Genomic DNA, 22764 nt, shown 5'->3' with positions numbered 1-22764 from the left:
TCTGTCACACGCAGTGGCCGCGCGGGTGCGGAACCGGACCGCCAGGACCGAAAGACGCCAGCGTCGCCCGCCGTTCGGCGCTTCGATGGTTGAAAGTGAAACAAACAGAAAGGACGGACATGAACCTCGACGGCAAAGTGGCGCTGGTGACTGGCGGGAGCCGCGGAATCGGTGCGGCGACAGCACTGCGGCTCGCCGAGGCTGGGGCGGACGTGGTGCTCACCTACGCGGTGAACGCCGAGCAGGCCGCGGACGTGGTCGACCGGATCAAGGCGCTCGGCCGGCGGGCCCTCGCGGTCGGCGCGGACAACGCGGATTCAGCCGCCGTGGAGGCCGCGGTGGAAGCGGCGGTCGCCGAGTTCGGGCGGCTGGACGTGCTGGTCAACAACGTGGGCGTCGGTTTCGTCGGGCCGCTGGAGCAGACCGGGATGGACGACGTCGACCGCGTGCTCGCGGTGAACGTGCGCGGCGTGCTGGCCGCGACCAAGGCGGCGGCCAAGCACCTCGGCGAGGGCGGCCGGGTGATCACGATCGGCAGTTGCGTGACCGATCGCGTGCCGGGGCCGGGCATGGTGCTGTACGCGGTCAGCAAGTCCGCGATGGTCGGGATGACCAAGGCGCTGGCCCGCGAACTGGCTCCGAACGGCGTGACGGTGAACCTCGTGCACCCGGGGCCGACCGACACCGAAATGAACCCGGCCGACGGCCCGTACGCCGCGGACCAGGCGTCGATGACCGCGGTCGGCCGGTACGGCAAGCCCGCCGAAGTGGCGGACACGGTGGCGTTCCTCGCCTCGCCGGCCAGTGCGTACGTGACCGGCTCGACCGTCTCGGTCGACGGCGGCCACGCGGCCTAATCCGAGTAGAGCCCGACGTCCCGGGCGAGGTCGGTGAGCATGGCCTCGAACAGGACGTCCGGTTTGGACACCGGGATCGGGTAGTTGCCGAACACCTCGAGGGTCACGTGGCCGTAGAGCCGCGCCCAGAAGGTGATCATCAGGTAGGTGAGCCCGAGGTCCAGCTTCTCCGGCGGGATTTCCCGCCCGGACTCCTTGAGCACCGTCAGCAGGTCCTGCTGGAACGCGGTGAGGTCGTTGCGGAGTTCGGGCGGGACCACGTCGTTCGGCGGCATGACCAGGTCGTGCTGGGCGAGCACGTGGCCGGCCGCGGCGAGGAAGATCTTGCCGAACGGTTCGTCGAGCCTGCGCAGGGCGCTGCCGGTCGCGGTGCCGGTGGCCCCGGTCGGCGACGCGAACACCAGCGTGAACTCCTTGGTGTGCGTCAGCGCCCAGCGGCGGAAGCCCTTGCAGATCTGGAACAGCTGCAGCAGGCCCTCGTCCTTCAGCTCCGCGATGTCCTCGGCGAGTTCGGCGGCGAGGTCGGTGCAGACGTCGAGGCGGAGGTTTTCCAGCAGGTCGTCGCGGGATTCGTAGTAGCGGTACAGAGCCGGTGCGGTGATCCCCAGCTCCCGGGCGATGGCCCGCAGGGTGACGGCTTCCGGGCCCTGGCCTACCAGCAGGTTCCGCGCGGTCCGGCGGATGTCCGCTTCGGTAGCCGCTCGCGCGCGACCCCTGCGTGTGGGGCTGCTCATCCGGGCAGTCTAGGTGGTCTGGACGCCGATTTCGGCGACTGGCGCGAGAACCGGGGCGCCGCCGACGCCGATCACTCGGGGGGCTACGTGATCGGCGCCGGCGACCCGATGCCCTCTCCGGTGCGCTTCCGGTCGGGGCAACGTCATCGGCTCAAGGCCAGTGACGCTCGAAGAAGAGCGAAGCCCGGCACCGAAGTGACGCCTGGGGGATACGGATCCCCCGATCGAGTGACGGACCGCCGCTGTTCCGCCTGATTGTCGCACTGAGCGCGGAGAAAGTTACAAACGCTTTCACTTTCGGGCGCCGATGGCGGAATGGAAGGGCCGTGGCAGAGTGGCGGCCATGAGTGCGGTACTGGTGGTGGGGTCCGCGAATGCCGATTTGGTCGTGCCGGTCGACCGGCGTCCCGGCGGCGGCGAGACGGTGCTGGGCGGCGACACCGCGTTGTCCCCCGGCGGCAAGGGCGCGAATACCGCGGTCGCGGCGGGAAAACTCGGCGCGGACGTCGCGTTGCTCGGTGCGGTCGGCGACGATCCTTACGGTCGATTGCTGCGGGATTCGTTGGCTAATGCGGGTGTCGATACGCAATTCGTTCGTACTGTCGATCGGCCTACCGGAATCGCGTACATCACCGTGACTCCGGACGGGGAAAACTCAATCCTCGTCTCCCCCGGCGCGAACTCCGCGCTCGAACCCGGCGACATCACCGACGAGGCGCTGGACGGCGTCCGCGTGCTCGTCGCGTCGCTGGAAGTGCCGCTGCCGACGGTCGAACGCGCGGTGCTGCGGGCGCGCGCAAACGGCGTGCGGGTGCTGCTGAACCTCTCCCCGGCGGCCGAGGTGTCGCCGGAAACGCTGGCCGCGCTGGACGTCCTGCTGGTCAACGAGCACGAGGCCGCCTACCTCCTCGGCTCGGCGGACGCGGACCCGCGCAAGCTGCTCGAACTCGGCCCGCGCGCGGCAGTGGTCACCCTTGGCGCCAAGGGTGCGGCGGTACTCGAAGACGATAAGTCGACAATGGTCGAGTCGCCGAAGGTCGAAGCGGTCGACACCACCGGCGCGGGCGACGCGTTCGCCGGTGCGCTGGCGGCCGCTCTCGCGGACGGGGCTGACCTGGTCGAAGCCGCTCAGCGAGCGGTGAAGGTGGCTGCCGTGACGGTGACCCGGCACGGGGCCCAGCCGTCCTATCCGACCGCCACCGAGCTGGACTGACTCGCGCCGGGTCGCGGACTCGGCGGCGGGCGGGGGTTTCCGGCAGACTTTGCGGGGCCGATCGCGCGGAACCGGCCCGCGCGCGGTGGCACGAGGAGGTGCGTCCGATGGTCGTACGGGTGCGGAATCGGGAAACGGGTGCGGCGCCCCGGGAGATCTCCGGCCGCGTGAGCTATGGTCTAGACCATGTCTGAGAGTGCCGCCGCTCCGGCCGAGTCGCTGTCGCGCCGTTCCTCGCTGACCGGGGTCGCGGTGAGCCCCGGGCGCGCGAGCGGACCCGTCGTGCGGGTCGCCGAACCGCTCGGGGAACCCGCCAGCACGCCCGCGCCGGACGATCCGGCGGCGGAGGCGGCGCGGATCGAACCGGCCGCGCGAGCGGTCGCCGCGCGGCTGGAAGCGCAGGCCGAGGCCGCGACCGGCGAGGCCGCGACGATCCTGATCACGACCGCCGCGATGGCCGCCGACCCGGCTCTCGCCACTCAGGCTCAACAGCTGGTGACGGCGCGGAACCTACCCGCGGCCCGCGCCGTCTACCAGGCCGCCGAAGGGTTCGCGGAAGCGCTCGCGGCCGCCGGCGGGTACATGGCCGAGCGGGTCCGCGACGTCCGGGACGTGCGCGACCGGCTCGTCGCCGAACTGCTCGGCGTGGCCCCGCCCGGGGTGCCCGAGCTGGCCTCGCCGAGCGTGCTGGTCGCCCGCGACCTCGCGCCCGCCGACACCGCGGGGCTCGACCCGGCGAAGGTGCTCGCGCTGGTCACCGAGGAGGGCGGCCCGACGAGCCACACCGCGATTCTCGCGCGGGCGCTGGGAATTCCGGCGGTCGTCGCGGTGCGCGGGCTGCTGGCGTCGGACGCCAAGGCGCTGTCGGTCGACGGCGACACCGGCGTGATCGAGGCGGTCGACCCGTCCGCCCCGATCGTCACCTCCGCCGCGTCCGGCCCGGCCGAATGGAACGGCGTCGGCGAGTTGTCCGACGGGCACCGCGTGAAGGTGTACGGCAACGTCGGTTCCCCGGCCGACGCGCAGGCCGCCGCGGACGCGGGCGCCGAGGGCGTCGGACTGTTCCGCACCGAGTTCTGCTATCTCGACGCGCCGGCCGAGCCGTCCGTCGAAGAGCAGCGAAAAGCTTATGCCGCCGTGCTTTCTCCGTTCCGCGGCAAGCCGGTCATCGTGCGGACGCTGGACGCGGGCGCGGACAAACCGCTCGCGTTCCTCTCCCCGGAGGACGAGCCGAACCCGGCGCTCGGCGTCCGCGGCCTGCGGATCGCGTTCGACCGGCCGGAGGTGCTCGACCGGCAGCTCGAAGCGATCGCGGGCGCGGCGGAGGATTCCGGCGCGGAAGTTTCGGTGATGGCCCCGATGGTCGGCACCGTCGAGGAAGCCGCCTGGTTCGCCGAGCGCGTGCGGGCCGCCGGGATCGCGCGGGCGGGCGTGATGATCGAGATCCCCGCCGCCGCGGTGCTGGCGCGGGAGATTCTCGGCGTGGTCGATTTCGTGTCCGTCGGCACGAACGACCTGGCCCAGTACACCTTCGCCGCCGACCGCCAGCTCGGCGCGGTGGCGAAGCTGAACGACCCGTGGCAGCCCGGATTGCTGCGCCTGCTCAAGCTGATCGGCGACGCGGCGGAAGCGACCGGCAAACCGGCGGGCGTGTGCGGCGAAGCGGCGGCCGACCCGCGGCTCGCGCTGGTGCTGGCCGGGCTCGGCCTGACGAGCCTGTCGATGAACGCCCCGGCGATCCGGGCGGTCGGCGCGAGCCTGGCGACCGTGTCGCGGGAGAAGGCCCGCGAGATCGCGGCGGCGGCGCTGGCCACCGCCGATCCGGCCGCGGCGCGCAAGGCGGTCGCGGACGCGGTTTCGTAGCCGGGGACGCCGGATCCGGGTGAGAGATGGGGTACCGGATCCGGCGCCGGACGCTGGTCAGCCGAAGATGCCCCGCCGAGGGTGGCGGATGACCAGCGAGCCTCCGTGGATGCGGCCGGTCACCACGTAGCGCGGGGTGCCCGCGCGGCCGTTGCTGCCGGTCTTGTCGTCGAGCGAGCCGAACTTGATCTCGGTGATCGAGTTGTAGTCCACCGCCGCGTGCGGCGGGATGATCAGCTCGACCGAACCCCACTTCGAGTCCAGTTCGATCTGCACCACCGGGGTGGCGACGCGGGCCTCGGTGAAGTCGAGTTTGGTGCTGCCGTACTTGTTGCGCACCACCATCGCGGCCGGGACCTGCCACGGGCCGCTGCGCTGCAGCGACGAGTACTTGGCGTTGAGTTCGAGCCGGCGGCCCAGTCCGTAGTTCGGCCCGTAACCGGGCGGCTCGGGCATCGGCGCGTACTGCGGGGCCGCGCCGGGGTGCACCAGTCCGGGCAGGTCGGCGAGGACGGTGTTGAGCTCGCCCCGGGTGCGGGCCGCGAGCGCCTGGTCGGTGCGTTCGGTGAACTCGTCGAGGGTGAGCATCCCCTGTCCGATCGCCTTCTGCAGCACGCCGACGACGTGCTCGCGTTCGTCGTCGGACACCCGGATGTCGCGCGCGGTCAACGGCTTGGTCTCGGTCGCGGGCTGCGCGGCGGTCGTCTCTTCCTCGGCCATGGCATCGATGGTAGAACTCGATTTCCGCTGGCAGATCGGGGAAAAACCCTGAACGGACCCGTACTCCGCGCAGGCGTCGCGCTGGTCGCGGCTTGCTGCCTGCTGACCTCGTGCACGAGCGGCGTCCCGGTGCCCGCCCCGGTGAGTTCGGCGCGTCCGATGCCGACCACACCCCCGCCGACCGGCCTCGACGGCGGCGTCGCCACCGGCGGCATCGGCGTGGAACTGCTGCTGGCCACGTCGCCGCCGACGGTGTTCGACGCCGATTCGGGCGTGCGCGGCACCCTGCCCGGCGTTCCCGGCGGGCAGCGGGCGGTGTCGGTGCTGCGCGTCGGCCACACGCCGGTCGTGCTGACCGCGCCGCCCTGCCCGCAGGCCAGCTGCGCGCCCGCCGACGTGTACGTCTACCTGGGACTTTCGGCCCCGCGGTCGCTCGGCAAAGCGGTGAGCGCGGCCGCGGGCGCGGACGGCGCCAGCGTGTGGCTGATCCGCGAGGACGGCCCAGATCTCTGCCGGCTGGAACACGTCGCGCTCACCGGCGCCTCGTTCGGCCAGGGCACGGTGGCGTCGTGCCACACGCTCGTCCGGGTGGAGACGGCGCACGGGTTGCTGATCACCGTCGGCGGCGGCACCGCCGAGACCGTCGACGTCCTGATCGACCCGGCCACCGGACGCACCGTGCAGCAGTCGCCGCGCATCCTCGCCGCGGCTGGCGACCGGCTCGTCCTCGGCGGCCTCACCGACTTGACCGTGCTCGACCTGCGCAGCGGAGCGCGGAAACCGGTGTCCCTGCCGGTGCCGCAGCCGAATCCGTACGTGCTGCCCAGCCGGGACGGCAAGGTCGCCGCGGTCGATTTCGGCACCCCGTCGTTCCCCGGAACCGGCACGCAGACCCGGGACATCTGGCTGTTGAACCTGACCGACGGCACCTGGCAGCAAGCCCCGTCGATGCCGTTCTCGACGGAGAACCTGAAGCACTCCGGTCTGGAGTGGACGGAAGCGGGCGACCTGGTCCTCGACGACGGGGTGGTCGGGGCGTGGCATCCCGGCGAACCGGCCTGGCGGCTGGGGAAGGCGAAACTCGCCGCGGCGCAGCAGGCCGCCGGGGTCGCGACCTCCTGAAGGTCAGTCCTCGTCCAGCCCGTGCTCGATCGCGTACCGGGCCAGCTCGACCCGGTTGTGCAGCTGGAGTTTGCGCAACGTCGACTGCACGTGGTTCTCCACGGTCCGGTGCGACAGCACGAGCCGCTCCGCGATCTGCCGCGCGGTCAGGCCCTTCGCGACCAGCCGGAGCACGTCGGTCTCCCGGTCGGTGAGCCGCGGCGGTTCCGGCGCGCCGTCCGGGGCGTCGGCCATCCGCCGGTACTCGCCGAGCACCAGGCCCGCCAGCCCGGCGGTGAACACCGGATCGCCGTCGGCCGTCCGGCGCACCGCGTCCACCAGCTCCGCCGCGGACGCCGATTTCACCAGGTAGCCCGACGCGCCCGCCTTCACCGCTTCCAGCACGTCGCTGTGCTCGCCGCTGGCCGAGAGCACCAGCACGCGCGTGTCCGGCGCCGCCGTGGTGATCTCGCGGGTCGCCTCGACGCCGGACGTGCCGCCGAGGTTCAGGTCCATCAGCACGACGTCCGGCCGCACCGCGCGCGCGATCCGGACCGCCGCCGGGGCGTCCGGGGCGGTCGCGGCGACCTCGAACCCGTTCTCGGACAGGTCGCGGGCCACGCCGTCGCGCCACATCGGGTGGTCGTCGACCACCATCACGGAAATCGTCCGTTCCGTCATCGCCCGTCCCTCATCGTCGCCGGCACCCGCACTTCCCACTCCGTGCCCCGGCCGGGAGCGCTGTCCAGCACCGCGGTCCCGCCGAGGTCTTCCACCCGGCCGCGAATCGACTTCACTACTCCGAGACGGCCCTCGGCCGCCGCTCGTTCCAGCCTGCCGCTCTCGATCCCCGGCCCGTCGTCGCGGATGCTCACCACGACCTCGCCGCCGAGGTCCTCCAGCAGCACCCAGGCGTGCGCGTCCGGACCAGCGTGTTTCTCCACGTTAGCCAGTGCTTCGCGGGTGACCGCGACGAGTTCCTCGGTCACGTGCGCGGGCAGGGCCACCGTTCCGGCCGGCGTCGACACCTGCACGGACGTGGTCGCCAGCAGCTGCAACGCCGAACGGAGGTCCGCGGTGTCGCCGGACCGCGTCGGCTCGCTGCTCACCAACGCGCGCAACGCGATCTCCTGCTCCCCCGCGAGCCGTGCCAGCTCCGCTGCTTCCCCGCCTACTTCCAGACCGCGCCGCCGTACGCGTGCGAGAACCTGAAGCACGCTGTCGTGAATCGAGCGCGCGAGGCGTTCACGCTCGGCCGTCGCCGCTTCGGTGCGAAGGGCGCGCGCGAGCGCTTCGGCGGACGTACGCGCGAGCGTTGCCGCCATACCGACAAGGAGACCGCTCGCGCACAACAGCACTCCGTCACGGACCACGTCGAGGTCGATCTTCTCGCGCGCGATCCCCGTCCCCACTGCGACGACAAGGCCCGCCACTACGCCGCCGCGCGCGCCGAAGCGGGTCGCGGCGGCGAGCGGGGCGACCGCTGCCCACACTGTGGTGATCAACGGCGAAGCTGCTTCGTACTGCGCGTCCGAAAGAATCCACGGCGACGTGAGCATGAGCGCCGTGGTGAGCGCGACGTCGGAGATCACCAGCCAGCGGTGCCGTCCGCTCTCGCGCACGTACGCGACGCTCGATCCGGCAGACCACGCGCCCATCACCCCGACGACGAGCCACGCCAGCCACGGCCGTTGAAAGTTCGAGTGGTGCGCGATCACTACCGCCAGCGCGAACAGCCACGTGACGACGCGCAGCACGACGACGCCGCGCCACAGCGGCGTCGCCGGATCTCGGGTGGGACGAACGCTCACTTCTTGTCTTCTGTGCTCTCTTCGGAGTCGGCTGTCTTGTCGTCCGAGCCCTCTTCGGGATCGTCGTTGGGATTGGCGGCTTGGCTGTGCAGCGCGTCGACGGTCGCCGGATCCGGATCGTGTTCGTGCAGCAGCGACCGGACCCCGGCGTTGAGCACGGCCAGCAGCGGCACGGCGAGCAGCGCGCCCGCGATGCCCGCGGCGACCAGGCCGATGGCGATCGCCAGCACCACCGCGAGCGGGTGCAGCCGCACCGCGCGGCCGAGCAGCAACGGCTGCAGCACATGGCTTTCCAGCTGCATCACGCCGACCACGATGGCCAGCACGACCACCGCGCCGATGATGCCCTTCGACACGAGCGCGATCAGCACCGCGACGCCGCCGGTGATCAGCGCGCCGATGATCGGGATGAACGCGCCGAGGAACACCAGCGTCGCCAGCGGGATCACCAGCGGCACGCCGACGATCCACAGCCCGATGCCGATGCCGACCGCGTCGACCACGGCCACCGCCGCCGTCGCGCGGATGTAGCTGACCAGCGAGGCGAACCCGCGCCGTCCGGCCACGTTCACGCGGTTGCGCACCCGCTGCGGCACGCCGCGCACCAGGAACGTCCAGATGCCGTCGCCGCCGGCGAGGAAGAAGATCGTGACGAAGAGGGTCAGCACGAAGCCGGTGAGGATCTCGCCGACGGTGCCCGCGGTGGTCAGCGCGGTGGTGGTGAGCGACGCCTGGTTGTTCTGCAGGAAGCCGATCGCCTGGTTGATGAAGTCCTGGATCTGCTCCTGGCGCAGGTGCAGCGGACCGTTGATCAGCCAGTCCTTGATCTGGTTGAGGCTCGTGGTCAGCTGTTGCTGCAGTTCGGGAAGCCCGCTGGAGAACTGGGTGATCACGAACGTCAGCAGCCCGCCGAGCACCGCGAGCCCGGCCACGAGCACGATCGCCGTGGCGAGCCCGCGCGGGAAGCGGATCTGCACGAGCCGCGACACCGCGGGGGCGAGCAGCGCGGAAAGCAGCAGCGCGATCGACACCGGCACCACGACCGAGGCGAGATAGCCCAGCAGCCACACCACCGCGTACAGCGCGGCGATCACGACGATGAACCGCCACGACAGCGCGGCGGATACGCGCAGGCCGCGCGGGATGAAGCCGGTGACGTCGGCGACTGGTTCGGAAAGGGACCGTTGTTCGCGGTGTCCGCGCCCTGGCTGGCTCACGGGGACAACCGTATCGGCCCCGTCGACCGAAACCGGGCGGATCGCCCCACCGGCAGGCGTGAATCACCGCTTCGCCCGGATTCGCGAACCGACTCCGGAGTAACCGCCTGTCTTCACCGGGGATGACCCATCGTGAGACCCGGCCACACTCTGTGTTGTTCACACGATGGTGGCATCAAGTCGTGTCAAGGATGCGCGGCGGACCACAAATTTGGTTGTCTCGGTTTCGCACCACCACGGAACTGTGCCGTTCCGTCGAAAAACCGAAATCATTTTTACCCGAGGAGAAATCACCTGTGACGAACGACGCTGTGCACGAGAGGCGGGGCGCGACGCGCTTCGGCCGTCTCGCGTCGCGTGCGTTGTTCGTCGTCGGCGGCGCGCTCGCGGCCACCGCGGCCGCGTGGGCCGTCTCCTCCTCCGTCGCTTCGGCGGACACGGTCGACGCGAGCGTCACGCCGGTCACCGACGCGACGGCCGCCGGAATCGGCGACGTCACCGACGGCGTGGCCCGGTTCGCGGGCGACGTCACCGGTGCGGTGCAAGGGCTTTCGTCGTGCGGCCAGGGAGCCACCACGTGGTCTGAACCAGGCACGACGCGGCCCACCTGCTCGCTCGACCAGGTCGGCAGCGCGCACCGCGAGGACCTCGCCGGAAGCCAGGAGGCCGCCGGGAAGGTCAACGACGCGGTGAGCGACCTCGGCCGGAACGCGGTCGTCAAGCCGGTCGAGCGCACGCTCGGCTCGCTCGAGCACATCGCGCGCAAGCCGGAGGACGCCCGCCAGGTGATCGCCGACGCGACCACCCCGCCGCCCGCCGCACAGGACTTCGGCCGGAAACTGTGGGATCTGCTCGACCCGAGCGCTCCCTCCGACCTGGTCGACCTGCCCAAACTGCCCTCGGCCCCGGCTCCTGGAGCCGAGCAGCTTCCCGCGCCCGGCATTCCCGAGCAGCCCGCCGAGGCGGAGCAGAATCTCGGTGCCGCAGCGATGACCACGTCCGACGCATTGCAGTCGGTCTTCCCGGCGATGGACGCGCAGTCCGTCGTTCCGGTGCAGGGCACGGAACTGCCGCAGCGCCACCACGGCGACCGCGGTCTGCCCGGCGCCCCGTTCTCCCCGGCGCAGCTTCCCGCCGCGCCGCTCTCCATCCCGAACTCCCCGGCCGGTGGCAGCACCGCGCCCGGCGGACACCTCGACGGCTTGCACTTCGGCGTTCCCTCCTGGGTCGTCGCCGCCGTCGACAACGCCGTGGCGGGTTCGACCCGCACCGGCCTCGCGCACACGCCGCGCACCCCGGGCGAGCAGCCCGGCGTCACTCCTGACTGATCCACTTCACCCGCGGGGTCTTTGACGCACCCACGGCCGCCTTCGTGTGCCGTCGCCGTCATCGACAGATATCCCGCGGGTTTTTCGCGCGCTGCGCAATTTCCGCGCACGCATTCCCCCGGTGCATTCTCGGACATCCGGGCGCACCGCCACAAACCCGCAAGGGACCCCGATATGAAGGAGAAAAATCCCATGCAGACCTGGGCAAAGCGCGGACTCCAGACCGCGTTGGTCACGGGTGGGTTGCTGATGCTGGGCACCGGCATCGCCTCGGCCGACGAGAACGTGAACCCGGACACCCCGGCCTCCCCGCTTGATCTCAACGTCACCGTCCCGATCGACGAAGCCAACAACGCGATCGGCACCCCGCTCGGGCAGGTCGACCTCCCGGCGCACCACAACGAGATCAGCACCAAGCCCGTCACCTCCGCCGTCAAGGGAGCGCTCGCCTCGGCGAAGACGCCCGGCGGCTCCGCGGGCAGCCTGACCGACAGCCTCCCGAAGGCGGACGCGCCCCGGCAGCTCACGCCGACCCACGACGCGTTCAAGGGCAACAAGGTCAACGGCGACGTCGTCGTCCCGATCCAGATCGTGGACAACGCGGTCGGCGTCATCGGCGACGCCCACGTGCAGGGCGGCGACCACACGCAGACGTACAACCACAACCAGGACGTCGCGACCAACGGCCAGTACTCCGGCATCGCGGGCAACGTCGTGGCGCTCGAATGGGCGCTCCCGGTGCAGGTCGCGGGCAACGGCGTCGGCCTGGCCGGCGGCAGCGGCGCGGTGCACGGCGGCTCGGCGCACCAGAGCACCAGCGAGACCGGCAACGTCGACACCACCGGCGAGGGCTCCGGCCTGTCCGGCAACGTCGTCGGCGGCCAGTTCGCGACCCCGGTCCAGGTGACCGGCAACGCCGCGTCCTGGATCCTCGGCAACGCCTACAGCGGCGGCTACAACGCCGACACCACCGCCACCTCCGGCGGTTCGATGAAGTCCAACGGCAAGGGCGCCGCGGGCAGCGGCAACGTGGTCGGCGCTCCGATCGCGCTGCCGGTCAAGTTCAACGGCAACGCCGGCGGCGCGTGGGGCTCGGACGCGGACTCCACCTCGAGCTCCTCGGCCGACGCGAAGGCGGGCGACACCCGTCCGGGCAGCCTGCACGGCATCCCGACCTACATCGAGACCGATGGGGACAAGTCGTTCGCGTCCGGCAACGCCGCCGCCGCGCAGGCGAGCCCGGTCGCGAACGTCGCGTCCGTCGCCGGTTCGTGGATCGGCAACGCCACCACCGGCCAGGCGCTCGAGCGCCAGGCGTCCTCCGCCACCCACGAGACCACCGCTGCCTCCGGCGGCTTCGTGAAGACGAACGGCAACGACGCCGCCGGTTCGGCCAACGTGGTCGACCCGGCAGTGGCGCTCCCGGTCGAGGCCTGCGGCGTGGGCGGCACCTACATCGGCCGCGCGGTCGCCAACTGCGACAACACCACCACCGCCACCTCCGGCGACGGCAGCTACACCACCGGCAACGGCTCGACGCTGACCGGCAACATCGTCAACTCCCAGGTGGCGGGCGCCCCCGAGGTGCACGGCATCGGCGGCAGCCACATCGGCAACGCCTCGGGCACCTCGACCGAGACCAAGACCGTCACCGCCGGCAACTACGACGGCAGCCAGGGCAACGACTCGTCCGGTTCGGGCAACATCGTGCAGGTCCCGGTGGCCGCGCCGGCCGAGGTGTTCGGCACCGGCGGTTCGTTCGTCGGGCAGGGCTCGGGCGACGGCTCCGAGACCAAGACCGTGAAGGCAGGCGGCGGCGGGAACACCGCTGACGACAACGGCTTCCTCAGCTCGAACCTCGCCACCGCGCCGCTGTCGACTCCGGTTCAGGTGTTCGGCACCGGTGCCTCGCTCGTCGGCCAGGGCCACGGCAAGTCCAGCAACGACACCACCTCCACCGCGGGCGGCGACGTGCACGCGACCGGCGCGGAGGGCGCGGGTGCGGGCAACCTCATCGAGGCTCCGCTCTCGCTGCCGGCCCAGGGCCACGGCGTCGGCGGTTCGGTCGCCGGCATCGGCACCGGCACGTCGGACAACCTGACCGACTCGAAGGCGGGCGGCGACGCTACGGCCGACGGCAAGGACGGCGCGCTCGCCGGCAACATCGTCAAGGCCCCGACCGGCGGTGCGGGCACCATCTTCGGCGACGGGGTCGCCGGGGGCGCGATCGGTCACGGCACCGCCACCAACGACGTCACCTCGACCTCGGGCGGTACGGCCGCCACCAACGGTGACAACGGCGCGGGTGCGGGCAACATCGTCGGTGCGGACCTCGCTCCGGTGCCGCAGGCATACGGCGACGCGGTTTCCGCAGCGGGCAATTCCTCGAGCAACAGCACGAACAACACCGCCGTCACCGACGCTGGCAAGAACAACACCTCGGGTGTCGAGGGCTCGATGTCAGGCAACATCCTCGACCTGCCGGCCCCGGCTCCCGCACAGGCCGGCACCAACGGTGCCGCTGTGGGCGGCCAGGCGCACGCGGTCGGTGACAGCCTCACCACCGTGAAGGTCGGCGATGACGCCACCACGACCGACGGTGCGGGCGACGCGGTCTCCGGCTACGACTTCTACCACCCGGTCGGTGTGCAGGGGAACATCCACAATGTGCCGGTGGAGGTGCTCGGCGCTGCTACCGCGATCGGGGCCAACTCGACTGAGGTCGATCCCCAGCCGACCATTGTGGTGCCGATCAGCGGGGAGATGGGCGCTGACCAGCTCCCCGCGCTGCCCGCCGTGCCGGGTCTGCCGGGCGGTTCCTCGGCCGCTCCGTCGCTGCCGGCGGCTCCGGCCCTGCCGGGTCTCTCGAGCCTGCCCACCGCGACCACGCTGCCCGCTCCGGCGCTGCCGGGTGCACAGCGGGCCGACGTGCCGCAGGTCAGCGGCCTGTCCGCGCTGGGTCAGCTGAACCAGCTCAAGGGTGCTTCGGTGCTGCCGTCGGTGTCCGGGCTGCAGAACGGCATCCACCTGCCGTCGGCCCCGTCCGTTCCGGCTCTGCCGGGCGTTCCGGCCCTGCCGGGTGCGGGCGCCGAGCGGGCCGACGTGCCGGCCGTTCCGGCTCAGCTGCCGGTGAAGACGTCGCTGCCGACGCTGAACCAGCTGCCCGCCGTCACCGCGCTGCCCGCCGTGCCGGGTGTGCCGACGACCCTGCCGACCACGATGCCGACCGCTCCGGCCGTGCCGGCGATCGGTGACGCGACCGGCCCGCTGGGTGCGTTCCAGAAGCTGGCCGCGAAGGTGACCAGCCTCTTCAAGAAGTGAACCGCTTCGCCTGAAGCGAGCCGGGGATAACCCGGACGGGCCCGGAAGCCACTGGCTTCCGGGCCCGTTTTTTGTCCTGGGTCAGGAAAATTCGAGCGACCGCTTCGCCAGGCCGTGCCAGAAACCGTCGATCACCGTGCGGCCCTCGCCTTCGGCCGAGCTGGCGCCGAGCGACACGAACAGCGGCGCGAAGTGTTCGATCCGCGGGTGCGCCATCGCGGCGGCCGGGGCCTTGTGCTGGAAGTCGAGCAACGCGTCGAGGTCGCGGGCGCGCAGCGCTTCGTCGCCCCAGTGGTCGAATTCCGCGGACCAGCCCGGCGGGGTTCCGTTGGTGCCGTTCACTTCCCGCATCGCGCGGAGGTTGTGGGTGAAGAATCCGCTGCCGATGATCAGCACGCCCTCGTCGCGCAGCGGCGCGAGCTTGCGGCCGAGGTCGTAGAGCGCCCGCGGGTCGAGCGAGGGCATGGAAATCTGCAGTACCGGGACGTCGGCCTCGGGAAACATCTCGACGAGGGGGACGTAGGCGCCGTGGTCGAGGCCGCGTTCCGGGGCGTCGTGCACCTGGGTTTCGGTCGAATGCAGCAGTTTGCGCACCTTCGCGGCCAGTTCCGGAGCGCCCGGTGCGGCGTATTTGACCTCGTAGTAGCGCTCGGGGAAGCCCCAGAAGTCGTAGACGAGCGGGACCGTCGTGGTCGCCCCGAGCGTCAGCGGCGCCTCCTCCCAGTGCGCCGAAACGACCAGGATCGCACGAGGTTTCGCCAGGTCAGCGGACCAGTCCGCGAGCTGCCGGGTCCAGGTGGCGTCGTCGGCGAGCGGCGGCGCACCGTGGCTCAGATACAGGACCGGCGTGCGGGTCGCCATGGCTGCCTCCAAGTGTTTGAAACTTCAACTACTACGGTACGCCTGGTTCGCGGACTTGGCGAATTCGTCCTCGGCGGCGGTCTCCGTGCGGCAGACTCGCCTGGTGAAGTTCTTCTGCTACCACCGGGACCGCCCGGGTTCCGCCGTGCTGCGCGACGAGCTGCTCGAAGCGCACTGGTCCTATATGGACGGTTTCGCCGCCGAACTGATCGCCCGCGGACCGACCCTGGACGGCGACGTCCCGACCGGCAGCGTGCACGTCGTCGACCTCCCGGACGCCGCCGCGGCCCGCGAATTCGCTTTCGCGGAACCGAATTACCAGGCCGGCGTCTACCGGGACGTCCTGATCCGCCGCTGGGACAACGCCCTCGGCCGCACCATGTGGGAATTCCCCGGCGATCCGGAGGCGGACCACCTGTATTTGGTGCTGGGCTTGGGTTTCGGTCCCGCCGTGGACCTCGAACCGTCCGCGCCGGAGTCCTTGATCGCCTACGGTCCGCTGTGGTCCGACGACGGCACCGCCTGGCTCGGCACCGCAGCCTTGGTGCAAGCCGCCGATCCTGAGGCGGCTCGCGGGCTCCTCACCGCGGAGCACTACGCCGCGATCGAGGTGCACGACTGGGCGCCGGGCGGCCGTTCCTGAGCTGCCGCCATACGATTCCGGCGGCGGTCAGCGCGGCGACTGCGAGAACCACGGCGAAAACCGTTGCTCCAGTAGCGATTCCGAGGGCGTCACTGAGATATCCGCTGCCGACGGGCAGGAGCGCGGCCGGAAGGTAGCCGCCGAAGTTGAGCAGAGCGTTGGCCTCCGCGCGCCGCCGCTCGGGCACGTGGGTGCTGATCAGGGTGAGCCCGCCGAGTTGCCCGAGCCCCTGCGCCGCTCCCGCGAGCACCGCGGTCACGACGATCGCCGCGATCCACTGCGCGTGGACGGCGATCAGCAACGCCGCCATGCACGCGACCCCCGCTGCCGCCCCGGCGAGCAGGATGGCGCGGACCTCGAATCGCTTCGCCGCGAACTGGACCGCGGTCGCCGCACCGAACATGACGAACGCCGTCACCCCGGCGAGCAGGCGGTTGCCGGTACCGAGCACATTGGCGAGCAGGGCCGGTCCGAGGGAAAGCACGAACGAGGTCGACGTGATCCCCGGCGCGAAAACCGCGATCCCGAGCGCGACGTACCTGCGCTGCGCCCGCGGCACGGCGGGAATCCGCACCCAACCGCCCTGGCCAGGGTCGACCGGACGCCGAAGCGGCAGCCGAACAACCACGACCACCGCGTTGAGCAGCAGCACCGCCGAAACCACGAAGATCGTCACGGTCGGCCCCGGCAGGGTCTCCGACAACGCCCCGGCCAGCAACGGCCCAAGCCCGGCCCCGAACACCATCGCGGTAGACGCCGCGAGGGTCGAGGTCCTCGCCCGTGCCTCCCCGCCGACGTCAACCACGGCGGCCATCCCCGCCGACACCGTGATGCCGACCGCGATCCCGGCCAGCAGCCGAGCGACCGCCAACGCGAGCACCGACGTCGCGACCGCGAACAACCCGCAAGCGATCAACGCGAGCAAAACCCCAGGCAGCACAACGGGTTTACGCCCGAGCCGATCCGAGGCCCGCCCCGCGACGAGCAGCGCGGCCAGCAAGCCGGCGATGTAGGCCGCGAAGATCACGGTGAGCGTGCCGGCGGAGAACCCGAGCCGGTGCTGCCACAGCACGTACAGCGGCGTCGGCGCGTTCGAAAGCACGAACACCGCGGTGACGGGCCACGCGGCGAGCCAGGGACTACCGACCCGCGAGGGCGCGACGACGGCCATGGATCCTCCAGTACGAGATTGTTCGAACTAGTACGAGTGAACACGAACCTAGCAGTAGTTCGACTAATCTCGTACTGGAGTGGTTGAATGAGGGCATGCGCTCGTCCTCGGTGCCCGATCCGGATGCCCCGCCCGCCGAACTTCCGCCGCCCCTGCCCGAACCCGCGCGGGAAGACCTGCGGCTGGAAACCGTCCTGGCCGCCCTGAGCGACCCGCTGCGGCTGACGATCGTGCGAAAACTGCTGCTGGAACGCGAGGCCTACGACCATCCGTGCGGCTGGTTCGGCTTCGACCGTCCGAAGTCGTCGCTGACCCACCACTTCAAGGCCCTGCGGGAGGCGGGCGTGCTGCGGCAGCGGCAATACGGACTGGAACGCCGCAGCCGGGTCCGCACGGAGGACCTCGATATACGCTTTCCCGGGCTGCTGGATCTGGTCGCGGACTGGCAGCCCGCTTCTTAACTCAACCTGGGGGCTAGATGAGAACGCAACCGCACACCGAGGCACACCGCAGGCGCTGACCACCAGGTGACGACAGCCCGTCACGCCCGGACCGGCTATTTCTCCGGCCCGCTCCGCTGATCAGTCGTGGGCCAGGTCGGCGAACCGGCTGTAGTGCAGCTGGTGCGCGACCACGATCGTGCTCGTCGGACCGGCACGGTGCTTCGCCAGGATCAGGTCGGCCTCGCCGGCGCGCGGGTCGTCGCGTTCCCAGGCGTCCGGGCGGTTGATCAGGATGACGATGTCCGCGTCCTGCTCCAGCGAACCGGATTCACGCAGGTCCGACAGCATCGGCTTCTTGTCGGTGCGCTGTTCCGGACCACGGTTCAGCTGGGAGATCGCGATCACCGGCACCTCGATCTCCTTGGCCAGCAGCTTCAGCTGACGGGAGAACTCCGAGACTTCCTGCTGCCGCGATTCGACGCGCTTGCCGGACGTCATCAGCTGCAGATAGTCGACGACCACGAGCCGCAGGTCGTGCCGCTGCTTGAGCCGGCGGGCCTTCGCGCGGATCTCCATCATCGTCATGTTCGGCGAGTCGTCGACGAACAGGGGGGCCTCCGACACCTCGCTCATCCGCCGGGCCAGCCGCGTCCAGTCGTCGTCGGACATCTTGCCGCCGCGCATGTCGGCGAGGCGGATTTTCGCCTCGGCCGACAGCATGCGCATCACGATCTCGGTCCGGCTCATTTCCAGCGAGAAGATGACGCTGGTCAGGCCGTGCTTGATGGACGCCGACCGGACGAAGTCCAGGCCAAGAGTCGACTTGCCGACACCGGGACGGGCCGCGACGATGATCATCTGGCCGGGGTGCAGGCCGTTGGTCAGCTCGTCGAAGTCGGCGAATCCGGTCGGGATGCCCTGAGACTGGCCGCCGCGCGAGGCGATCGCGTCGATCTCGTCCATGGTCGGCTGGAGCAGGTCCTCCAGCGCGACGTAGTCCTCGCTCGTGCGGCGCTCGGTGACGTCGTAGATCGCGGCCTGCGCGCGGTCGACGACCTCGTCGATGTTCGCGCCGTCGGCCGCGGCCGCGCCGTAGCCGTACTGCACGATGCGGGTGCCCGCTTCCACGAGGCGGCGCAGCACCGCCTTCTCGGACACGATCTCCGCGTAGTAGCCCGCGTTGGCCGCGGTGGGCACGGTCGCGATGAGCGTGTGCAGGTACGGCGCGCCGCCGACGCGGCCGAGCTCGCCGCGCCGCTCCAGTTCGGCGGCCACGGTGATCGGGTCGGCCGGTTCGCCGCGGCCGTAGAGGTCGAGGATGCAGTCGTAGACGGCCTGGTGCGCGGGCCGGTAGAAGTCGCCGGGGCCGAGCGCCTCGATGACGTCGGCGACCGCGTCCTTCGACAGCAGCATGCCGCCGAGCACCGACTGCTCCGCCGCGATGTCCTGCGGCGGCTGGCGGTCGAACCCGCCAGGGCCGGGGTCGCTCGGACCCGGATCGGACTCCGCGTACGCCGGACCGCGGTCATCGGTCACCGCCACTGCCCGGACACCTCCCCTCGCCCCGCCGTCGCTCCGGCCGGCCCCGTCGTCTCGCGTGCGCCTGTCCTGTGCCGAACCGCGCCCGCCCGCCGCCTCGCGAAGAGGCCAGTCCAGGCGAACACCTGTTCGAGTATGCCGGAGTCGGCCCGGCTTTCCCACCCGCCCGTCCGGTCCTCTTCGATGATGGACCGGACGGTTCCCCGCGCCGGTGACCGCCACGCGGAGCCACCGGGAGTACTGGGCGCGAACGCACGCTAGATCCCCCGGAAGGACGAGCGCAATTCCGGGTGTTGACCGTGTTGTGGACAACCTGTGGATGACTGGGGGCAACGAATCACAGGTGTCCGCGAGCCTGTGGACAAAGTGGGGACAGTGCAGACCTGCTTCACTGAATCCGCAGGTCAAGGCCTGTGCAAAGACTGTGGAGAACTTCGCGAAAACTCGTCCGGCGTGTCGTGCCGAACTCGTTCTTCGGCGTGTCGCGCCCGCGTCCGTCCACCGCCCTGTGGATGGTTGCTACGCACGGTAGATCACCGACCCGATGGGCTGAACGAAGGAGAATTCCCCACGCGGCCCATCCGGTGGCTGCGCACAGTGAGCGATCAGGCAAAAGCGCAGGTTAACCGCGTGCAAACGAAAAACCGGGTGAGGTTCACCGCCGGACACCTCGCGGTGCCGTGCCGGGAACCCCACCCGGAGTAACGCTCGGGTGCTCAGCCCAAGGCGCTTTGCGCCTGGCGGAGCCGTTCGGAGATCGCCTGCGGAGTGCCCGGGGTGAAGACGATGAGCGACTCCTTCCCAGGCCGCTCCTCCATCAGCCACCGGCCTTCACTGGTGTCGATGAAGTTGACCGGCTTGGGTACCCGTCGGCGACGCCCCCCGTTCGGGCGAGTCGCGACGTACAGCGCGCCGCTTCCGGTACGCGGCAGTTTCAGGATCCGCTGGATCTCCTTGAGCGGTGCCACGTCGTCCGTCCGCTGACCGCCGCTCCGCATGATGGATCCCTGCGGGACTTCGTCCGAACCGGCGGCCCGGCCGCTCTCGTACTCGGCCCGGCTGGTGATGAGCGGCTGCCCGTTCGCTGCCTTGCCCGCCGGGATGAGATCGAGGAACGTCGGCAGCAGAAGGTCCGGTCGCTGGCGGGTGACCGTCACGACCTGCTCGCCTTGGACCCGGATCAGGCCGAAGCCACCGCCGTTACCGCTCCCGACCAGCGCGCCGTAGTTCGACGGACTGTCGTCCTCGAACGTCCCGTCGAACCAGCCGTAGTACTCGAGCTGCGGGTGCGAGATGGACTCGATCAGCGCGAGCAGGTCGCGGTCCATCCCCCTGGGGCCCATAAGCCCTGCCTCAGTCAGCACGGCGTTGACGTCTTGGTCGATGCGCCGTTCAGCTGTGGGGTCGTAGAACGTCGCCGCGTCGGCGATGACCTGGTGTGGTTCCCCGCCGCGGCGCTTGATCAGGTTGCACAAGGTGAGGAGGGTGAAGCGGGTCGGCGTGTCGAGAGTGATCACTGTGCCTGTCCTCATTCGCCGATGACCGGCGGAACAGTCAGCTGATCAGACCCGAAGAGCTCGTTGGCGTCCTCTTCCACCAGGTACTTAGTCTGGTGTTCCTCGTCCTCCTGGCCCTTTTGGCCGCCGCGGCCGCCGCCCATGCCGCCCATGCCCGAGGCGCCGGCTTTGCCCGCCGCGCCCGCGCCCGCACCGCGAAGGGCGCCCGCGCCACCGGCTCCGGCTCCCACGCCGCCTGCCGCCGCACCCGAACCGGCGCCGCCGGGACCGAAGCCCGCGCCGCCGAACGCGCCGGGCCCGAAAGCCGCGCCGCTGCCCGCGCCCCCGCCGCCGGGACCGAACTGGCCCGACCCACCACCCGTCGGCCCGAACGCACTGGGGTTGAACTTCGCCGGGTCCGTCGTGGGAGGCGTCCAGCCCGAGGTCGTCGTCCCGTCGCCCGGACCGGTGTAGCTGCCCGGCCCGCCCGGGGTGAACTTGCCCGGACCGTTCGGGTCGGTGAAGTGGCCCGGTCCGCCCGGTCCGCCTGGCACGTTCGAGTGCGATCCGGGCCCGTTCGGATCGAACCTGGGCGTGTCCATCTTGGGCGGCGAGAAGCTGCCGCCGCCAGCGCCGATGCCGCCGGTTCCGCCCGGCACGTGGCTGCCGGGGCCGCCGCCGAACTTGCCGGGGTCGCCGCCGTCGGAGAGGTTGTTGCCCTGCCATGCGTTGTACTGCGGCAACTGGCCCGCGTTCTGCCCGCTGGCGTTGAAGTAGTTCGTGTACGCCTGGACGTTGGCCTTGCTGTTGTCGTTGTACTGATTGATCTCGTCGTCTTTGTCGCTCAACGGGTTGATCCCGTCGAGGAACCCGGCCGACGGCGGATCCTTGGGCAGCTGCTGCACCTTGCCCTTGACCGTGTGGAAGCAGTCGGCCTGCGTGTTGAGATAGGTGTGGCTCTTGTTCAGGTTCGAGACGGAGTCCTCGAGCCAGGTCTTGAGCGGGTGCGCGCCCGCCTGCGCCGCAGTGGCACCGCCGCCCTGCCAGGCCTCGTCCATTTTCTTGTTCAGATTGTCGATCTCGGTCGCCCGCTTGCTGTGGGCTTCCCCGAGGCTTTTGGCCGACGCGACCCCCGTGTCGAGCGAGGTCGTGTCGCCCGCGTGGATCTTCTCGTAGATCGTGTACGCGTCGATCGAGCGACCGCCGAGGTCCGCCGACATTTGCTGGGCCTCGGGACCGCCGCTGAACAGACCGACCAGACCGCCGACGACGGCACCGACACCCGCGCCTACCGCGGTTCCGACGCCGGGTACGACTGACCCGATGAGGGCCCCGGCCCCGGCCCCGGCGGCCATGCCTTTCAGCTCTTTGCCTACGGTATTGGCATCATTCCCCATGATGAGCCATTCCTTCCGTGCTGGGCAGAGGTCGAGTGACGATCACGACGCCCCCTGGAGATGTCCGATCATCGCGGTGGCGAACTTCTTCGCGATGCTGCAGGGGTCCTTTTTGTTCGAACCCATGCTGATGTTCGGGAGGACCGAGACGGCGAGCTGGTCGGTGACGCCGACCCAGAGGGTGCAGATGCCGTTCGAGCGGCTGTCCTCGGTACCGGCGAAGACGGCCGGGTAGCCGTTGACCGTGGTGGGTTCGAAGTAGGCCTGCTTGGCCTTCTGGTCGTAGATGTCGCTGATCCCGCGCTTGTTCTGCTCGATCGGCGTGTTGTTGACGAAGTTCAGGTTGCTCCCGGAGGAAGTCCAGCGGCAACCGTTCAGCACGCCGGTGCTCTTCTCGCCGGGATACTTGAGACCGACCTGTTCTGCCTCCGAGGCGTTGAGCACGCTGCACGGATTGGCGAGCAAGTCCTTGGTAGGCAAAGGGGCCGGAACCTTTGGCCCTGAGCCGCCGCTGTCGGCCGGGCTGCTCGCAGGCGGCTGGGGAGTTCCTCCGGTCCCGCCGCTCTCACCGCTGCATGCGGAGGCGGCGAGCAAGCCGATCGTGGCGACGGCAGCGGTGGCGAGTCGGACGGTGCGGTGCGGCATCTGGTGCTCAGACTCCCTTTGCCTGCTGGTTCAACGTGTCGCGGTTATGTTGCTCCGAGACGGAGATCTTGTTCTTGGCGGCCCGCAGCGCGGTGATGAAGTTGGCGACGTAGTCGCGCATGCGTTCGTGCTGCTTGAGCAGAGTCTCGCCGGATGGGTTCGCGCCCTTGTTGACGAAGTCCTCGCTGGCGAACTCCTGAGCGGGCGGCCGCACGTTCTTGATGTTGTTCGCATCGGCGAGATCGTCGTTCAGGTGGGCGAGCAGGTCTTCCCACTGCTTGATCACCGAGTCGATCTCGTCCTCGCTGAACTTGTATCCGCCGGCCGTTCCGTAGCTGCCGACCATGATCGGAGCGGGTGGTGGCACATCGGACATCCGGTTGACCCCCTTTGGCAACTTCTCG

20 protein-coding genes are annotated in these 22764 nt (G+C 70.4%); 8 read left to right on the top strand and 12 right to left on the bottom strand.

Features of this window, described 5'->3' with window-relative positions:
- Window positions 1–119: 119 nt before the first annotated feature.
- On the top strand, window positions 120–857 hold the full coding sequence (locus tag SSMG_RS38600) for an SDR family NAD(P)-dependent oxidoreductase (protein WP_037716301.1): 738 nt from the start codon (window positions 120–122) through the stop codon (window positions 855–857).
- Here the strand turns inward: SSMG_RS38600 and SSMG_RS38595 are convergent.
- A complete protein-coding gene (locus tag SSMG_RS38595) occupies window positions 854–1591 on the bottom strand; it encodes a TetR/AcrR family transcriptional regulator (RefSeq protein ID WP_009085281.1) in 738 nt (245 codons plus the stop codon). The two genes, SSMG_RS38600 and SSMG_RS38595, sit on opposite strands and share 4 nt — an antisense overlap.
- A gap of 343 nt (window positions 1592–1934) precedes the next feature.
- Here SSMG_RS38595 and SSMG_RS38590 point away from each other — a divergent pair, with 343 nt between their 5' ends.
- Both SSMG_RS38590 and ptsP read left to right on the top strand, forming a co-directional pair.
- Window positions 1935–2804 (top strand): ribokinase, encoded by an 870-nt coding sequence (locus SSMG_RS38590; protein ID WP_037716299.1) that lies wholly within the window; start codon window positions 1935–1937, stop codon window positions 2802–2804.
- Between the two features lie 186 nt (window positions 2805–2990).
- On the top strand, window positions 2991–4667 hold the full coding sequence (gene ptsP, locus SSMG_RS38585; protein ID WP_050788373.1) for a phosphoenolpyruvate--protein phosphotransferase: 1677 nt from the start codon (window positions 2991–2993) through the stop codon (window positions 4665–4667).
- Between the two features lie 57 nt (window positions 4668–4724).
- Here ptsP and SSMG_RS38580 read toward each other — a convergent pair whose 3' ends face one another.
- Window positions 4725–5387, bottom strand: a complete 663-nt coding sequence (locus tag SSMG_RS38580) for a DUF1707 domain-containing protein (RefSeq protein WP_009085275.1) — start codon at window positions 5385–5387, stop codon at window positions 4725–4727.
- Between the two features lie 159 nt (window positions 5388–5546).
- Here SSMG_RS38580 and SSMG_RS38575 point away from each other — a divergent pair, with 159 nt between their 5' ends.
- The gene (locus SSMG_RS38575; protein WP_037718690.1) at window positions 5547–6509 is read left to right on the top strand and encodes a hypothetical protein; all 963 of its coding nucleotides are present in this window, start codon (window positions 5547–5549) and stop codon (window positions 6507–6509) included.
- Between the two features lie 3 nt (window positions 6510–6512).
- On the opposite strand, the gene SSMG_RS38570 is transcribed toward SSMG_RS38575, so the two are convergent.
- The 3 genes from SSMG_RS38570 to SSMG_RS38560 are packed head-to-tail and all read right to left on the bottom strand — an operon-like array spanning window position 6513 to window position 9516.
- Window positions 6513–7169 (bottom strand): response regulator transcription factor, encoded by a 657-nt coding sequence (locus SSMG_RS38570; RefSeq protein WP_009085271.1) that lies wholly within the window; start codon window positions 7167–7169, stop codon window positions 6513–6515.
- Window positions 7166–8299, bottom strand: coding sequence for a MacS family sensor histidine kinase (macS, locus tag SSMG_RS38565; protein ID WP_009085268.1), 1134 nt, complete (start codon window positions 8297–8299; stop codon window positions 7166–7168). The genes SSMG_RS38570 and macS overlap by 4 nt, the downstream gene beginning before the upstream one ends.
- A complete protein-coding gene (locus SSMG_RS38560; protein ID WP_009085266.1) occupies window positions 8296–9516 on the bottom strand; it encodes an AI-2E family transporter in 1221 nt (406 codons plus the stop codon). Before SSMG_RS38560 ends, macS begins: the two co-directional genes overlap by 4 nt.
- Window positions 9517–9812: 296 nt before the next feature.
- Between SSMG_RS38560 and SSMG_RS38555 the strand changes: the two genes are divergently transcribed.
- Entirely contained in the window at window positions 9813–10844 is a 1032-nt protein-coding gene (locus SSMG_RS38555) for a hypothetical protein (protein WP_037716295.1), read from the top strand.
- 192 nt (window positions 10845–11036) lie between these two features.
- Window positions 11037–14165: a PE-PGRS family protein gene (locus SSMG_RS38550; protein ID WP_199786113.1), complete on the top strand. Its 3129-nt coding sequence runs from the start codon at window positions 11037–11039 to the stop codon at window positions 14163–14165.
- 81 nt (window positions 14166–14246) lie between these two features.
- Here SSMG_RS38550 and SSMG_RS38545 read toward each other — a convergent pair whose 3' ends face one another.
- Window positions 14247–15026 (bottom strand): dioxygenase, encoded by a 780-nt coding sequence (locus SSMG_RS38545; RefSeq protein WP_037716292.1) that lies wholly within the window; start codon window positions 15024–15026, stop codon window positions 14247–14249.
- A 103-nt stretch (window positions 15027–15129) separates the two neighbouring features.
- Here SSMG_RS38545 and SSMG_RS38540 point away from each other — a divergent pair, with 103 nt between their 5' ends.
- Entirely contained in the window at window positions 15130–15669 is a 540-nt protein-coding gene (locus SSMG_RS38540; protein WP_037718685.1) for a YciI family protein, read from the top strand.
- Here the strand turns inward: SSMG_RS38540 and SSMG_RS38535 are convergent.
- Window positions 15608–16840: an MFS transporter gene (locus SSMG_RS38535; RefSeq protein ID WP_009085257.1), complete on the bottom strand. Its 1233-nt coding sequence runs from the start codon at window positions 16838–16840 to the stop codon at window positions 15608–15610. The genes SSMG_RS38540 and SSMG_RS38535 overlap by 62 nt on opposite strands.
- Window positions 16841–16935: 95 nt before the next feature.
- On the opposite strand from SSMG_RS38535, the gene SSMG_RS38530 reads away from it, so the two are divergent.
- The gene (locus tag SSMG_RS38530) at window positions 16936–17301 is read left to right on the top strand and encodes a helix-turn-helix transcriptional regulator (RefSeq protein ID WP_009085255.1); all 366 of its coding nucleotides are present in this window, start codon (window positions 16936–16938) and stop codon (window positions 17299–17301) included.
- Window positions 17302–17421: 120 nt separating this feature from the next.
- Here the strand turns inward: SSMG_RS38530 and dnaB are convergent, their stop codons facing one another.
- The 5 genes from dnaB to SSMG_RS38505 form a co-directional block, all read right to left on the bottom strand.
- On the bottom strand, window positions 17422–18939 hold the full coding sequence (gene dnaB / locus SSMG_RS38525; protein ID WP_286157095.1) for a replicative DNA helicase: 1518 nt from the start codon (window positions 18937–18939) through the stop codon (window positions 17422–17424).
- 599 nt (window positions 18940–19538) lie between these two features.
- Entirely contained in the window at window positions 19539–20339 is an 801-nt protein-coding gene (locus tag SSMG_RS38520; RefSeq protein WP_199786112.1) for an ESX secretion-associated protein EspG, read from the bottom strand.
- A gap of 11 nt (window positions 20340–20350) precedes the next feature.
- Window positions 20351–21715, bottom strand: coding sequence for a hypothetical protein (locus SSMG_RS38515; RefSeq protein ID WP_009085250.1), 1365 nt, complete (start codon window positions 21713–21715; stop codon window positions 20351–20353).
- Window positions 21716–21757: 42 nt separating this feature from the next.
- Complete coding sequence (locus tag SSMG_RS38510) at window positions 21758–22360, bottom strand: DUF3558 domain-containing protein (RefSeq protein ID WP_009085248.1); 603 nt, start codon at window positions 22358–22360, stop codon at window positions 21758–21760.
- Window positions 22361–22367: 7 nt separating this feature from the next.
- Window positions 22368–22736: a hypothetical protein gene (locus SSMG_RS38505; protein ID WP_199786111.1), complete on the bottom strand. Its 369-nt coding sequence runs from the start codon at window positions 22734–22736 to the stop codon at window positions 22368–22370.
- Window positions 22737–22764: the final 28 nt, after the last annotated feature.

This window comes from Streptomyces sp. AA4, from assembly GCF_000158875.1.
In the GTDB taxonomy this organism is placed as follows: domain Bacteria; phylum Actinomycetota; class Actinomycetes; order Mycobacteriales; family Pseudonocardiaceae; genus Amycolatopsis.
The sequence above is the reverse complement of the archived record's forward strand: the minus strand, read 5'-3'. Positions and strand labels throughout refer to the sequence as shown.